The organism is Streptomyces violaceoruber (genome assembly GCF_033406955.1).
Lineage (GTDB): Bacteria > Actinomycetota > Actinomycetes > Streptomycetales > Streptomycetaceae > Streptomyces > Streptomyces violaceoruber.
In genome coordinates this window covers 5,671,773-5,686,048 of record NZ_CP137734.1, presented here as the reverse complement: position 1 = coordinate 5,686,048, position 14,276 = coordinate 5,671,773, and the positions used below count along the sequence as shown (strand labels likewise).

At 73.5% G+C, this 14,276-nt stretch carries 13 protein-coding genes and 1 tRNA gene; 2 read left to right on the top strand and 12 right to left on the bottom strand.

The features are described from left to right. Positions 1-205: 205 nt before the first annotated feature. The 7 genes from R2E43_RS25360 to R2E43_RS25330 all read right to left on the bottom strand — a co-directional run bounded on the left by R2E43_RS25360 (position 206) and on the right by R2E43_RS25330 (position 4,592). Positions 206-278 (bottom strand) — tRNA-Ala (locus R2E43_RS25360). 108 nt (positions 279-386) lie between these two features. Continuing rightward, positions 387-1,058, bottom strand: coding sequence for a histidine phosphatase family protein (locus tag R2E43_RS25355; RefSeq protein ID WP_003976227.1), 672 nt, complete (start codon positions 1,056-1,058; stop codon positions 387-389). Continuing rightward, positions 1,055-1,501 carry a ribosome silencing factor gene (gene rsfS, locus R2E43_RS25350; protein ID WP_003976226.1) on the bottom strand — a complete coding sequence of 149 codons (447 nt, stop codon included), beginning with the start codon at positions 1,499-1,501 and terminating at the stop codon, positions 1,055-1,057. The genes R2E43_RS25355 and rsfS overlap by 4 nt, the downstream gene beginning before the upstream one ends. Positions 1,502-1,594: 93 nt before the next feature. Then, positions 1,595-3,373, bottom strand: a complete 1,779-nt coding sequence (pdtA, locus tag R2E43_RS25345; RefSeq protein WP_003976225.1) for a polydiglycosylphosphate transferase PdtA — start codon at positions 3,371-3,373, stop codon at positions 1,595-1,597. Between the two features lie 16 nt (positions 3,374-3,389). Then, a complete protein-coding gene (gene nadD / locus R2E43_RS25340) occupies positions 3,390-4,106 on the bottom strand; it encodes a nicotinate-nucleotide adenylyltransferase (protein WP_003976224.1) in 717 nt (238 codons plus the stop codon). A gap of 59 nt (positions 4,107-4,165) precedes the next feature. Then, on the bottom strand, positions 4,166-4,333 hold the full coding sequence (locus R2E43_RS25335; RefSeq protein ID WP_003976223.1) for a hypothetical protein: 168 nt from the start codon (positions 4,331-4,333) through the stop codon (positions 4,166-4,168). Positions 4,334-4,430: 97 nt separating this feature from the next. After that, the gene (locus tag R2E43_RS25330; RefSeq protein ID WP_030869987.1) at positions 4,431-4,592 is read right to left on the bottom strand and encodes a hypothetical protein; all 162 of its coding nucleotides are present in this window, start codon (positions 4,590-4,592) and stop codon (positions 4,431-4,433) included. A 141-nt stretch (positions 4,593-4,733) separates the two neighbouring features. On the opposite strand from R2E43_RS25330, the gene R2E43_RS25325 reads away from it, so the two are divergent. Then, complete coding sequence (locus R2E43_RS25325) at positions 4,734-5,942, top strand: M48 family metallopeptidase (protein ID WP_011028434.1); 1,209 nt, start codon at positions 4,734-4,736, stop codon at positions 5,940-5,942. 13 nt (positions 5,943-5,955) lie between these two features. Here the strand turns inward: R2E43_RS25325 and R2E43_RS25320 are convergent, their stop codons facing one another. From R2E43_RS25320 to proB, 5 genes are all read right to left on the bottom strand, one after another. Then, positions 5,956-7,026, bottom strand: coding sequence for an SCO2583 family membrane protein (locus R2E43_RS25320; protein WP_003976220.1), 1,071 nt, complete (start codon positions 7,024-7,026; stop codon positions 5,956-5,958). An 86-nt stretch (positions 7,027-7,112) separates the two neighbouring features. Further along, on the bottom strand, positions 7,113-7,682 hold the full coding sequence (locus tag R2E43_RS25315) for an SCO2584 family spore wall biosynthesis protein (RefSeq protein WP_319217247.1): 570 nt from the start codon (positions 7,680-7,682) through the stop codon (positions 7,113-7,115). Between the two features lie 123 nt (positions 7,683-7,805). After that, a complete protein-coding gene (locus R2E43_RS25310; RefSeq protein WP_003976218.1) occupies positions 7,806-9,092 on the bottom strand; it encodes a glutamate-5-semialdehyde dehydrogenase in 1,287 nt (428 codons plus the stop codon). Positions 9,093-9,163: 71 nt separating this feature from the next. Continuing rightward, the gene (locus R2E43_RS25305) at positions 9,164-9,694 is read right to left on the bottom strand and encodes a hypothetical protein (protein WP_011028437.1); all 531 of its coding nucleotides are present in this window, start codon (positions 9,692-9,694) and stop codon (positions 9,164-9,166) included. Between the two features lie 135 nt (positions 9,695-9,829). Next, entirely contained in the window at positions 9,830-10,954 is a 1,125-nt protein-coding gene (proB, locus tag R2E43_RS25300) for a glutamate 5-kinase (RefSeq protein WP_011028438.1), read from the bottom strand. Between the two features lie 995 nt (positions 10,955-11,949). Between proB and R2E43_RS25295 the strand changes: the two genes are divergently transcribed. Next, complete coding sequence (locus R2E43_RS25295; RefSeq protein ID WP_332056599.1) at positions 11,950-14,109, top strand: hypothetical protein; 2,160 nt, start codon at positions 11,950-11,952, stop codon at positions 14,107-14,109. Positions 14,110-14,276: the final 167 nt, after the last annotated feature.

Below are 14,276 nucleotides of genomic sequence, written 5' to 3'. Positions count from 1 at the left end.
GCATCGCCACTCCCTCCCGTCGGGCTGCGGTCCCCTTCCGGCCGTTTGATTCTGCCACGGCCGGGCCGACCCGGTCAGCGACGCATCAGTACCGGTCCGGACACGGAGTCCCACCGACGTATACGCCCGTGGGGCGCATGTTGCTCAAGCGGGCGGAGACGAAAAATCCCGCCCCCCGAAGGGGACGGGATTCGTCCGTGGGTTGTGGAGCTAAGGAGAATTGAACTCCTGACCTCCTGCATGCCATGCAGGCGCTCTACCAACTGAGCTATAGCCCCTGGTGCCACGCGACCCGAGCCGCATGGTCCTGCTCTTCGTCCGCTCCGCTCGGCGGGGCGAACAAGAAGAACTTTAGCCTGCGACCTGCCGGAAAGTGAAATCGCCGTTCAGACGTCGTCGCCGATCACCGGTTCCGGCAGGGTGCCGGCGTTGTGCTCCAGCAGGCGCCAGCCGCGGGCGCCCTCGCCCAGCACGGACCAGCAGCAGTTGGTCAGGCCGCCGAGGCTCTCCCAGCTGTGCGGTTCCAGGCCGAGCAGGCGGCCGATGGTGGTGCGGATCGTGCCGCCGTGGCTGACCACGACGAGGGTGCCGTCCTCGGGGAGCTTCTCGGCGTGCCGGAGCACCACGGGGGCGGCGCGGTCGGCGACCTCGGTCTCCAGCTCGCCGCCGCCGCGGCGCACGGGCTCGCCGCGCTTCCAGGCCGCGTACTCGTCGCCGTACCTGGTGATGATCTCCTCGTGGGTCAGCCCCTGCCAGACGCCCGCGTAGGTCTCCCGCAGGCCCTCCTCCAGGGTCACCTCGAGGCCGGTGAGCACGGACAGCTCGGCGGCCGTGTCCGCGGCGCGCGCGAGGTCGGAGGCGACGATCGCGTCGGGCCTCAGGTGCAGGAGCAGTCCGGCCGCGCGGCGGGCCTGGTTCACGCCGGTCTCGGTCAGCGCGACGTCCGTGCTGCCCTGGAAGCGGCGCTCCACGTTCCACGCGGTCTGGCCGTGCCGCCACAGGATGACGCGGCGGCCGCGGCCCGGCCTGCCCGCCGTCACCTCACCGGTGGCGCTCATCGCCAGTCCTCGTCGGTGTGCGTCGCCTCCTCGGCGGCCTGGAGCTTCGCGTGCTCCTCCGCCTTGCCGCGGGTCTCCTTGGCGTCGGCGGGCAGCTCCAGCTCGGGGCAGTCCTTCCACAGCCGCTCCAGGGCGTAGAAGACGCGCTCCTCGCTGTGCTGGACGTGGACGACGATGTCGACGTAGTCGAGCAGGACCCAGCGGGCCTCGCGGTCGCCCTCGCGGCGCACCGGCTTGGCGCCGAGTTCCTTGTTCAGCCGCTCCTCGATCTCGTCGACGATCGACTTGACCTGGCGGTCGTTGGGCGCGGAGGCCAGCAGGAAGGCGTCCGTGATCGACAGCACGTCGCTGACGTCGTAGGCGATGATGTCGTGCGCGAGCTTGTCGGCCGCCGCCTGGGCGGCGGCGTTGATGAGTTCGATGGAGCGGTCGGTCGCGGTCACTGCCTGGCTTTCGGGTCGGCGGTCGGTTGACCTCAAGGGTCTCACGACCGCCGACACGGGCCCACGCGGAAACCGTCCGCCGCGCTCCGCCCCCTACGACGCCGGCTTGTAGTCCTGCCCGAGCACCACCGAGACCCGCGCGTTCGCGGAGACCTTCCCCTGGGTGACGGAGTCGGTGGGCAGTCCCAGGGTCTTGGCGACCTGGACGGCGTTCTCCTTGTCGGCGGCCTCCGCGTAGACGACCTCCGAGGTGGCCTCGGTGCCGGAGGCGGTACCGCCCGACACGAAGGTGAAGCCGCCGTTGAGGAGGACGACGCGGGCCTTGCCGGTGCGGTCCTCCTCGCCGGTGGCGTTGCGGACGGAGACGCTGACGGCCGCGTCCTTGTCGGGGCTCTTGGCGGTGCCGCCGAGGACGTCCTTGACGACGCTGTCGCTGGCCTCGGCGCTGAGCCCGCCGCCGTCCTGGACGGGCAGCAGCGCGGTCTTGAAGTCGCCGCCCTTGGCGCGGTCGGAGAGCCCGGCGAGGAAGGTGCCGAGGTCCTTCTCGGTCAGCGGCGGGTCGAGGATCATGCCCAGGGTCTGGACGGTGGTCGTCGCGGCCTGCGGGTCGGAGGACAGCTTGCGCAGCACCCCTTGCATGACCTGCCCGAACCGCTGGAGCTGGGCGTTCGCCTCCTCGCCCTTGGCGCTGTAGGTGGCGTAGGCGACGGCCATCTTGCCGCTGAGGGTCTGGCCCTCGCCCTTGTGCACGAGGGGCGCGGCGCCCTTGTCCTTGGACTCCGGGTCGGGGACGTCGGCGTCGGTGTCGACGTCGATGTTGCCGACCAGGTCGACGAGGATCTGGAGGTAGGGCGTGTCCAGCCGCCAGGTGCCCTCGATGTCGGTGCCGAGGGCGGAGTCGAGGGCGGTGCGGGTCGCGTCGGGGCCCTCGTCGCCGACGGACTTGTCGAGCGTGGTGGTGCTGCCGTCGTCGCCGGTCAGGGCGAGCGCGTTGGGCACCAGCACGGCGGTGCCCTGCTTGGTGGTGGTGTTGTTCACGAGCAGCGCGGTGGAGGTGCCGCCGCCCTTGGTGTCGTGCAGGTGGACGGCGATCACGTCGCGCTTCTGGGCGTCGGCCGTCGTGGTGCCGCCGGTCTTGTCGTCGGAGGAGGACAGGCCGGGCAGCTTCCCCGCGTACCAGAGGTAGCCGACGCCGCCGACCGCGACCAGCGCCAGCACGACGACCAGGGCGACGATGCGCGAGCGGGCGCGCCTGCGGGCCTCCTCGCGGCGCTCGGTGCGGTTCTCCGTGAACTTCATCCAGTCGATGACGTCCTCGGAGTCGCCGGCCGGCTCCTCGACGAAGGCGAACTGCTCGGTGCGGTAGTCCCCGCCGGGTCCGGCCGCCTCGGCGGGGTCCGTGCGCTCCCGCTCCTCGGGCGGGCCCGCCTGCTGCGGGATGTGGGCGGTCTGCTCGGCGACCCGGGGCTGCGGGCCACTGGTCGCGGCCCGGCCGTACGGGTCGTACGGCGACTGCGCGGGCTGCTGGCCGGTGTCGTGGCCGCCCTGGGAGCCGTAGGGGTCGTAGGGCTGCTGGACGGGCTGCTGGCTGCCGGTGGCGTACGGGTCGTAGCCGTAGCCCTGCTGCCCGTACTGCTGCTGCCCGTACTGCTGCCCCGGCTGCCCGTACTGCTGCCCCGACGGTCCGTAGGGCTGCCCCTGCTGCCCCTGCTGCTGCGCGTACGGGTCGTACTGCTGCTGGTGGCCGGGCTGGGCGTGGCCCTGGCCCTGCGGCTGTCCCTGGGCCTGGCGGTACACGGGGCGGCCGTACTCGTCGTAGCCGACGAGTTCGTACTGGTCGTCGCCGTGTCCCGCGTCGTATCCGTCGTTCACCGGTGCCCCTCTCGGCTCACTCGCCGCGGTACAGGTGGCGTTTGTCGATATAGCGCACGACTCCGTCGGGCACCAGGTACCAGACGGGATCGCCCTTGGCGACTCTCGCACGGCAGTCCGTGGAGGAGATGGCGAGGGCGGGGACCTCGACGAGCGAGACGCCGCCCTTGGGGAGCCCGGCGTCCGTGAGGGTGTGGCCGGGCCGGGTGACACCGATGAAGTGGGCGAGGGAGAACAGTTCCTCGCTGTCGCGCCAGGTGAGGATCTGGGCGAGGGCGTCGGCCCCGGTGATGAAGAACAGGTCCGCGTCCGGGTTGAGGGCGCGCAGGTCGCGCAGGGTGTCGACGGTGTAGGTGGGGCCGCCGCGGTCGATGTCGATGCGGCTGACGGAGAACTGCGGGTTCTCGACCGTCGCGACGACCGTCATCAGATAGCGGTCCTCGGCCGCGGAGACCGCGCGGTGGCTCTTCTGCCACGGCTGCCCGGTCGGCACGAACACCACCTCGTCGAGCTGGAACTGCGCGGCGACCTCGCTGGCGGCCACGAGGTGGCCGTGGTGGATCGGGTCGAAGGTGCCGCCCATGACGCCCAGGCGTCGCTTGCCGGCCGACGGGCCGTCGGCCGGACCGTTCACCGGGCCCTGGACCGGACCGGTGGCGCGGGCGGGCACCGCGTTCTGCGTGCCGCGCGCCGGCGCGTGCGCCGGGCCGGTAGGCGTGTCGTGCTCTCCCATGCGAGCAGACCCTACCGGCCCGCCCGGGGTGCCCCGGTCGCGCCCACGGAGCCGCGGGCTCAGCGGTCGCGGTTGAACCGGGTGGTGATCCACAGCAGGAGCAGCAGGATGACGAACGCGCCGATGCCGGTGACGTAGGGGCTGAGGCTCTCGTGGTTGCCGCCGTGCTCCTCGCCGCCCTCGGCGGCAAGGGTGACGAACTGGGCGGCGCTGAGGGGAAGGCTCATCTTCGGCAGGACCTATCCGGTGTGGGCGGGACAAGACGTCCGCTCATCGTATGCGGGCGCGCGAGGACCGGGGCGACCGGGGAACCTTCGGGTCTCCTCAGTCGTCCTTCTGCTTGTACCCCCGCAACAGGAACCACCCGGTCAGCACACAGCCCACCACCATGACGATCAGGACGATCCGGAGCAGACTCCCCGGCCCCTGCTGCTCGGCGGCGGTCGCGGCCCCGGCGAGCCAGTCGGTGTGGGGGATGTGCTGCATGGCGTGGACTCCTTCGACGTACTGCCCGTCCACGGTATCTCCGCCTAGGCTGGGCCCGGCTCGGGGGGCGCAAAGGACCGCACAAGGGTTCGCAAAGACCGTACGTACGTCCAGGTCACACCTACGCGCATGGGGGAAGAGATGTCCGACGGCCACCACAACGGGCACGAGCACGTGCCGAGCAGGCAGCGCAGGCGTTTCCCCGGGATCTCCTCACGGGCGTACGAGCATCCGGCCGACCGCAGTGCCCTGGTGGCGCTGCGCAAGCTGAGCGGCTTCGACACGGTCTTCAAGGCGCTGAGCGGTCTGCTGCCCGAGCGGAGCCTCAGGCTGCTGTTCCTGTCCGACTCGGTGCGCGTCTCGGACCGGCAGTTCGCCCATCTGAACGTCATGCTGCGCGACGCCTGCTACATCCTGGACCTGGAGAAGGTCCCCCCGATGTACGTCAACCAGGACCCGGTGCCGAACGCGATGTGCATCGGCCTGGACGAGCCGATCATCGTCGTCACCACGGGCCTGGTCGAGCTGCTCGACGAGGAGGAGATGCGGGCGGTCGTCGGGCACGAGGTCGGGCACGCCCTGTCCGGGCACGCGGTCTACCGGACGATCCTGCTCTTCCTGACCTCCCTCGCCGTCCGGGTCGCCTGGATCCCGCTGGGCAACGTGGCGATCATGGCGATCGTGACCGCGCTGCGCGAGTGGTTCCGCAAGTCGGAGCTGTCCGCCGACCGCGCGGGACTGCTGGTCGGCCAGGACCTCCAGGCCTCCATGCGGGGCCTGATGAAGATCGCGGGCGGCAACCACCTGCACGAGATGAACGTGGACGCGTTCCTGGAGCAGGCCGAGGAGTACGAGGCGGGCGGCGACCTGCGCGACTCGGTGCTGAAGATCCTGAACGTGCTGCCCCGCTCGCACCCCTTCACCACCGTGCGGGCCGCCGAGCTGAAGAAGTGGGCGGCCTCCCGGGACTACCAGCGGATCATGGACGGCCACTACCCGCGCCGCGACGAGGACAGGAACACCTCGGTGCGGGACTCCTTCCGGGAGTCGGCGTCCCACTACGCCACGCATGTGCGCAGCTCCAAGGACCCGCTGATGAAGCTGGTCAACGACATCGCGGGCGGCGCCGGTGACCTCGGTGACCGGATGCGGCGGGGCTTCGGCGGCTTCACGGGCTCCCAGCCGAGGCCGCCCGAGGACGACGGTGGGCCGGCGCAGGGCCCGGGAGGATCCGGCCGGCCCGATGGACCCGACCGACCCGAGGGGCCCGAGGGGTCCGGGGGGTCCGAGGAGCCCGGCGGCGACGGTCCGGAGTCTCCCCGGGACGGCTCGCCGCGCGACGGCGCCTGACCACCTCCCGCGCTCACACCTTCGGCCGGGCGTTCTCCGCGAGGGTGCCGCACAGCGCCGTGGCGTTGCCCGAGGTGTACGGGTCGGTGCCGGCCGGGACGCCGGCCCCGGCCTCCTGGCCGGCCAGCAGCGGACGGAGCTGGTTCGCCGCGTCCTCGGCGCAGGAGAGCGGCCCGGCCTGGACGTAGGAGGCGACGAGCCGGGTCTGGTGCAGCCGCAGGTCGTCCCGGTCGAAGCGGAAGTGCAGCTCGCGCCGGAGGGTGAACAGCGACACCTCGCCCCGGGCGTCGTCGGCCGGTCGCAGCGCGTACACCATGGTGTGGTCGGCGGTGACCTCCAGGGTGGACGCGTCGCTCTCCACGGCCCGCAGGCTCCCGTCCACCCGGATCTCGGGGTCGGCCAGCTCGGCCCGGGCCGGGTCGAAGCGGACCAGCCATCCCGTGGGAGTGTGCCGGCCGTCGGAGGCGGGTTTCTCGAAGCTCTCGTCGAACTGGTGGAGCTGGTCCGGGTCCAGCAGCACCCGCACCGAGCGCACCTCCTCGCCGCCGAGCACCTCCGGGTCGAGCGCCGAGCGGACGATGTAGTTCTTGGCGGTGGTGAGCGCGTTGAACACCTGGTCCTCGGAGAAGTGCGCCGTGCGCCTGGCCCCCGGCAGCGGGATGCCCTGGGCCGCGGTCCTGAAGTGCGCGGCGGGGCTGTGCGCGTACAGGAACGCCGCGTCGTCGGCGCCGGGCACCCTCTTGCGCGGGGCGAGCGGGACGACGGTCATCCGCACCGGCTCGGCGGCCCGCTGCCCGGTGGAGCTCTGGTAGGGGTGCCGTACGCCCATGTAGATGGCGGTGCCGAAGGCCACGGCTATCAGCAGGACGAGGATCAACGCCTGCCGGGACAGTCCGGCCCGGCGCAGGGGCGGGCGGCGGCGTACGGCGGGCGCGTGGTCGGTGATGCGCTCCTGGGCGGAGAACTCCTGGAGCCGGGCAGCGCGCACGAACGACTCGTCGAAGACGACGGATCGGTACTCGTCCTCTCCGCCTCCGGGGCCGCCCTCGGGCGTTCCTCCGGGCGGACCGCCAAGCCCTGCCATACCTTCAGAGTGGGTCCGCGGAAGGTCGCGTAAACGCGCCGCCACAGGTCAAGTTGGGACAGCTTGCCGACGCCCCGGGGGGCAGCTCAGGGGCTGCGCGGGATCACCGAGACGGCCGGCTGGGAGTAGTCGACGGAGGCCGAGGGGGCCGCGGTGCCGCCCTGCTCCCGGCCGGTGGAGGCGGGGGGCGGCACCTGCTGCGTGCCGCCGCCCGAGGACGCGCCCCGGTAGACGGCCACGAAGGCCAGTGCGACCATCCCGATGCCCATCGCGAGGGCGAGCAGCCAGGCGACGGGGCGGTGCCAGCGGACCTGCTTGCCGTAGGCCGCGGGAGCGCCGTAGGGGCGGTCGAGGAGGTCGCGGTCGTCGTCCGGGTCGTCGAGTTCGGGATCATGGCCGAAATCGCCGTACCCGTCGTCGTAGCGATCGGCTCTGCTGCGGCCTCGGCGGGCGGCCTCCGCCTCGGTGGCCTCGGCTCTGGCCTGCGCGGCGGCCAGGAGGCGCTCGACGGCGGTCGGCTCGTGCACCGCGGCCGCCCGTACGAAGGCCTCGTCGAAGACCACGGAGGCGAACTCTTCGTCCGACACCCCGCGGTCGTGGTCGTCGTCGGGCTCCCTGCCGTCCGGGAACGGCGTGCCCCCCACGTCCTCCGGCACGGCTCCAGAGTAGACCTGGGAGGTCGTTTTGGGCAGACGGCGGGGAAATTCATCCGGTGGGTGAGATGCCCCGATCGGTGCATCCGCGGCCCTCCCCCGGGCCACCCGCGGCCGCACCCGCCGTCAGCGCCGCACGTGCCCGTCGCCGGTGACGATGTACTTCGTGCTGGTCAGCTCCGGCAGCCCCATGGGGCCCCGGGCGTGCAGCTTCTGCGTGGAGATGCCGATCTCGGCGCCGAAGCCGAACTGGCCCCCGTCGGTGAAGCGGGTGGAGGTGTTCACCGCGACGGTGGTGGAGTCGACCAGCTGGGTGAAGCGCCGGGCGGCCTGCTGCGAGGTGGTCACGATGGCCTCGGTGTGGCCGGAGGTCCACAGCCGGATGTGCTCGACGGCCCGGTCCAGGGAGTCCACGACGGCAGCCGCGATGTCGTACGACAGGTACTCGGTCTCCCAGTCCTCGGGGGTCGCCTCGACGACGTTCGCGCCGGAGTCCTTGGCGTGGGCCATCACCCGCTCGTCGGCGTGCACGGTGACCCCGGCCTCCGCGAGTGCGGCCAGCGCGCGGGGCAGGAACTCGGCGGCGACGTCCTGGTGCACCAGGAGGGTCTCGGCGGCGTTGCAGACGCCGACGCGCTGGGCCTTGGAGTTGATCAGGATGTCGACGGCCATGTCGAGGTCGGCGTGCGCGTCGACGTAGACGTGGCAGTTGCCGGTGCCGGTCTCGATGACGGGGACGGTGGACTCCTGGACGACCGTGCTGATCAGCGAGGCGCCGCCGCGCGGGATGAGCACGTCGACCAGGCCGCGGGCCCGCATCAGCTCGCGCACGCTCTCCCGGCTCTCGCCGGGCACCAGCTGCACGGCGTCGGCGGGCAGCCCGGCCCCGCCCACGGCGTCGCGGACCACCCGGACCAGGGCGGTGTTCGACCGGTAGGCGGAGGAGGAGCCGCGCAGCAGCACCGCGTTGCCGGACTTCAGGCACAGGGCGGCGGCGTCGACCGTGACGTTGGGCCGGCCCTCGTAGATGATGCCGACCACGCCGAGCGGCACCCGGACCTGGCGCAGGTCGATGCCGTTGGGGAGGGTGGAGCCGCGCACGATCTCGCCGACCGGGTCGGGCAGCGCGACCACGTCGCGCACGTCGGAGGCGATGGCGCGGACCCGCTCCGGGGTCAGCGTGAGGCGGTCGACGATGGCCTCGCTGGTCCCGGCGGCGCGGGCCTTGGCCACGTCCTGGGCGTTGGCCTCGACGATCTCGCTCGTACGGACCTCCAACGCGTCCGCGACGGCGAGCAGCGCGTCGTCCTTGGCCGCCCGCGGCAGCGGCGCGAGGTCGGCCGCGGCGGACTTGGCCCGGTAGGCGGCCCGGGTGACCGGTGACATCGAGTCGTACGGCGAGAGCGTGGTCATGGTGGAAGGGTAGTGCGCACGCTCCGGGCGGCCCCTGCCGTCCCACCCCGCGAGATGCGCCGGGAGAGGGGTCAAAACGGGTGAACGCCGACCGGCGTGGCGGGTGCCGGTCCGTACCCCGCGGCGATGCGCTGGTGGTAGGTGGCCCGGTCGATGACCTCCAGGCCGACGATCTCCCAGGGCGGCAGCCCCGCGGTCTGCCGGTGCTCGCCCCACAGGCGCAGCGCGACGGCGGCGGCGTCGTGCAGGTCGCGGGCCTCCTCCCAGTACCGGATCTCCGCGTGGTCGTCGGCGTACCGGCTGGTCAGCAGGAAGGGGTGGTCGTGCGCGAGCTGTTCGAGCGCCCGGCGCACCTCGGTGAGCGGGGCGCGGGCGCCGGAGACGCTGAGCGTGACGTGCCACAGGCGCGGAGTGTGCTCGGGCTCCTCGCCGTGGAAGCGGTCGCCGGCGGCGACGCTGGTCAGGGCGCGCTCCTCGCCGCCCGCCCGGTTCGCGCCCCGGGCGCCGCCGGGGCGCGCGCCCGTGCCGCCGCGGGCGCCCGCACCACCGCGGGAGGCGGTACCACCGCGGGGCGCCGCCGTCCCAGGGCGTACTCCGCTCACGACGGCCTCCTTCACGCACACGGCTCGGCCCGGTGGTCGGCCGGACTTGTCCCTGAGGAAAGTTGAGCAGGCCGCACGAGATCGCGGGGCGGTTTTGCGGAACGTCCACCACCGATTCGGGGACGTTTCGACCCATTACGGGTGCAGGATCACCAGATCGTCCCTGTGTACGACCTCACGTTCGTACGCGGGTCCGAGTTCGCGCGCCAGTTCCCGGGTGGAGCGGCCGATCAGCCGGGGCATCTCCTTGGCGTCGAAGTTGACCAGCCCGCGGGCCACCGCCCGGCCCGTGCCGTCCCGCAGCTCCACGGGGTCGCCCGCGGCGAAGTCGCCCTCGACGCCCGCGATGCCGGCCGGCAGCAGCGACTTGCGGCCCTCGACGACCGCGCGGACCGCCCCGTCGTCGAGGACGAGCGCGCCCTGCGGGGCGGAGGCGTGCTGGAGCCACAGCAGCCGGTCGGCGGAGCGCCTGCCGGTGGCGTGGAAGTACGTGCCGGTGTCGCCGCCGGCCAGGGCGTCGGCCGCGTGGACGGCGCTGGTCAGCACCACGGGGATGCCGGCGGCGGCGGCGATCCGGGCCGCCTCGACCTTGGTGACCATGCCGCCGGTGCCGACCCCGGCCTTGCCCGCGCTGCCGATGTCGACGCCCGCGAGGTCGCCCATGTCCCGCACCTCGGCCAGCCGGGAGGTGCCCGGCCTGCTCGGGTCGCCGTCGTAGACGCCGTCCACGTCGGACAGCAGCACCAGGAGGTCGGCGCGGACCAGGTGGGCGACGAGGGCGGCCAGGCGGTCGTTGTCGCCGAAGCGGATCTCGTCGGTGGCGACGGTGTCGTTCTCGTTGACGATCGGGAAGGCGCCCATCGCCAGCAGCTTGTCCAGGGTGCGGGAGGCGTTGCGGTGGTGGGCGCGGCGGCTCATGTCGTCGCTGGTCAGCAGCACCTGGCCGACGCGGACGCCGTAGCGCGCGAAGGAGGCGGTGTAGCGGGCGACCAGCAGTCCCTGGCCGACGCTGGCGGCGGCCTGCTGGCGGGCCAGGTCCCTCGGGCGGCGGGGCAGGCCGAGGGGGGCGAGCCCGGCGGCGATGGCGCCGGAGGAGACGAGGACGACCTCCTTGTCGGCGCCGCGCATCTTGGCGAGCACGTCGACGAGCGCGTCGACCCGGTCGGCGTCCAGGCCGCCCGCGGCGGTGGTCAGCGAGGAGGAACCGACCTTGACCACGATCCTGCGGGCCTCGCCCACGGCCTGCCTTGCCCCTGCCACGGCCCCGTCCGCCTCTCCCGTCGACACGCGCCGATCCCTGCGCCCGCCAGGCAATCTACGCGAAGGGGAACGCACACCGCACCGGAGTTCACGCTGCGGACAACACCCACGGACCCCGCCGCATCCTCGCCGCGCCGGCCAGCACATCGGCGCGGCGCCGCCACCGCATCCTCGCCGCGCCGCCGCCGCATCCTCACCACGGACCCCGCCGCGTCCGGCGACGTCCTGGCCGCGTCCGGCGACGTCCTGGCGGTGTCCGGCGACGTCCTGGTGGTGCCCCGCGACGTCCTTGCCGCGTCCCGCGACGTCCCCACCCGGCTCGGGGCGCGCTCCCCCGGCGGCCCCACCGCGCCGCGCCCCGTCACCACCGACTCCCGCCGCCGACCCCACCGCATCCCAGCGACGTCCTGGCGGTGCCCGGCGACGTCCCCACCCGGCTCGGGGCGCGCTCCGCCAGCGGCCCCACCGCGCCGCGCCCCGTCACCACCGACTCCCGCCGCCGACCCCACCGCATCCCGGCAACGTCCTGGCCGTGCCCCGCGACGTCCCCACCCCGCTCGGGGCGCGTCTCCGCCGGCGGCCCCACCGCGCCGCGCCCAGCTCCGTCACCACCGACTCCCATTGCGGGCCCCACCGCATTCCCGCCGCACCTCGCCACGGACCGCGTCGCATCCCCGCGACGTCCTTGCCCCGTCGCGCGACGGCTCGGGCTCGTCTCCGCCGCGACCCCGAGGTGCCCTCACCGCGTCCCTGCCCGGCACCACCGTTTCCCGCGGCACCCCGCCGCATTCTCGCCACGGACCGCGCCGCATCCCCGCGACGTCCCGCTACGTGCCGTAACGCCCCCGCCCGCGCCCCGGGCGGGGATCCGCCGCGTTCTCGGCATCGTCCGCGCCGATCCGGGCCCGTCACCGCTGGTTTTCCCGCCGTGCCCGGAGGTCGGGGCAACACGCGCGTGTCGTCGGGCGGTCACCCCGCGTTAACCCGGTTGTCCGATGCGCGACGAGCCTGGAGCTACCGCAGTGCCCCTATCCCTGCCCCGCCGCCGTCTCCCCCGCCACCCCGGGCGGCGGACCGCCGTGAAGCTACTGGTCCTGGCCGTGCTGGCGGCCGCCTTCGCCGCACAGGCCGTGGGCGCCCTGATGCCGCACGTGCCGCTGCTGCTCGCGGCGAGCGCCGGTTCACTGGCCGCCGAGGGGGTGCTGTACCGGTGGCAGCGGGGGATGGTGTCGCTGTTCGCCAAGTCGCACGCCGACGTCACGGTCCGGCACGTGCTGCGCGACCTGCTGCTCGTGGTGGGTCTGCTGCGCCTCGGCGAACAGCACCGGGAGGGCGTCTACGCCCCGCTCGTCGCCGGGCTGCTCGTCCTCTACGCCCTGCACTGGTCGATCCAGGCGGTGTCCGTCCTGGTCCGGCGTACCCGGACGCTGCCCGTGGTGACCCGGAACATCGACGCCTCGGCGCTGCGGCTGACCCCGGCGCCCCCGGTGCTGCTGCGCCGCCCGGGGCCCCGGCTGGCGGTCTTCGGGCTGCCCGCGACGGCCGGGCTGCTGGCGACGGCGGCGACCGACGCGCCGCTGTACGGGGTGGCCGGGCTCGCGCTGTCGCTGGGAGCGGCGCTGACTGGCCTGGGCGCGCTGCTGCTGCGGCTGCTGCCGGGGCGCAGGCCCGCCGGTGAGCAGGAGGTGCTCGACTGGTTCGACGCGTGGCTCGCCCGGTACCGGCCGACGGTCGGCCTGTACTTCTCGGGCGGGGCGTCCTCGGCGTACCAGGCGAACATGTGGCTGGAGCCGCTGGCGCGGCTGGACGGGCGGCCGGTGATCGTGCTGCGGGAGCGGCACATGGTGCAGCGGATCGCGGCGACCGACATCCCGGTGGTGTGCCTGCCGAAGGTGTCCACGCTGATGCGCCTGGAGCACTCGACGCTCCGGGTCCTCCTCCACCCCTCCAACTCCGGCAAGACCTCGCAGGTCCTGCGCATCCCGACGATCAAGCACGCCTTCGTCAACCACGGGGAGAGCGACAAGCTGTCCTCGTGCAACCCGTACGCGAAGGCGTACGACGAGGTGTGGGTGGCGGGCCCCGCGGCGCGCGAGCGGTACGCGCTGGCGGACGTGGGCGTCGAGGACAAGGACGTGGTGGAGATCGGCCGCCCGCAGCTGGACGCCGTACGGCCGTACGCGGGGCCGCCCGCGCCGGGGGCGTTCACGACCGTCCTGTACGCGCCGACCTGGGAGGGCTGGGACGGCAATCCCGGCAACACCTCGGTGGTCGAGGCCGGGGAGAATTTGGTGCGGGCACTGCTCGCCGACCCGGGCGTACGGCTGCTGTACAAGCCGCATCCGCTGACGGGGTCGGTGGACCCGCGGGCCCGGGCCGCCGATCTGCGCATCCGGGAGCTGGTGCGGGCGGCGAACCGGGAGCGGGGCGGTCCGCGTCCCGACGTGTCGGCGGCCACCGCCCTGACCCGGCGGGCGGCGGAGCTGGACCGGCTCACCGCGGCGAGCTTCCGGCCGGCGGCGGACCAGGCGGAGCGGATGCTGCGGCAGCCGGCGCCGGAGGCCGGGCGGGCGGCGGCCGTACGGCGGGCCGAGACCGCGTGGGAGGAGGCGTACTGGGCGTCGCTGCCCGCGTGGGAGCACCAGGTCGTCACGGACGCCCGGCCGCCGCTGTACGCCTGCTTCAACCGGGCCGACCTGCTGATCAGCGACGTGTCGAGCGTGATCAGCGACTTCCTGGCGAGCGGCAAGCCGTACGCGGTGGCCAACACCAGCGCGCTGGCCGAGGACGTGTTCCGCAAGTCGTTCCCCACGGTGGCGGCGGCGACCGTGCTGGAGCCGGACGCGTCCGGGGTGCCGGCCCTGCTGGCGGCGGTGCGCCGTGCGGAGCGGGACGAACTCGCCCAGGAGCGTGCCGCGTTGGCCCTGCGCCTGCTGGGTCCGGCCGAGCCGCCGTCCCGGGAGCGCTTCGCCGGCGCGGTGCGGGACCTGTGCGCGGCGGCCGGCGAACACCGCACCCGCAGGGCCGAACGCCTCGCCGCGGATCTCGTCGCGGACCCCTCCGCGGACCTCGCCGTTCCCGGCCCCCGGCTGGAGACCGGCGCACCCCCACTGGCATCAGGGGGAGTTGAGCGGGCCGGCCGTCCCGTCGACTAGTCGGTCACTCCCCCGGCCGGGCATGCGAAGAAGTTGTCACTGCCCTGTGGGCGTTCTGGGCACATGTGTGGATACTCATAAGAGCCGCCGGGGCAGGACCGGACATATCCGGCACGGGATCGGTCATACCCGACAACAGGACCGTTACCCTTGGCCGCACATCACAG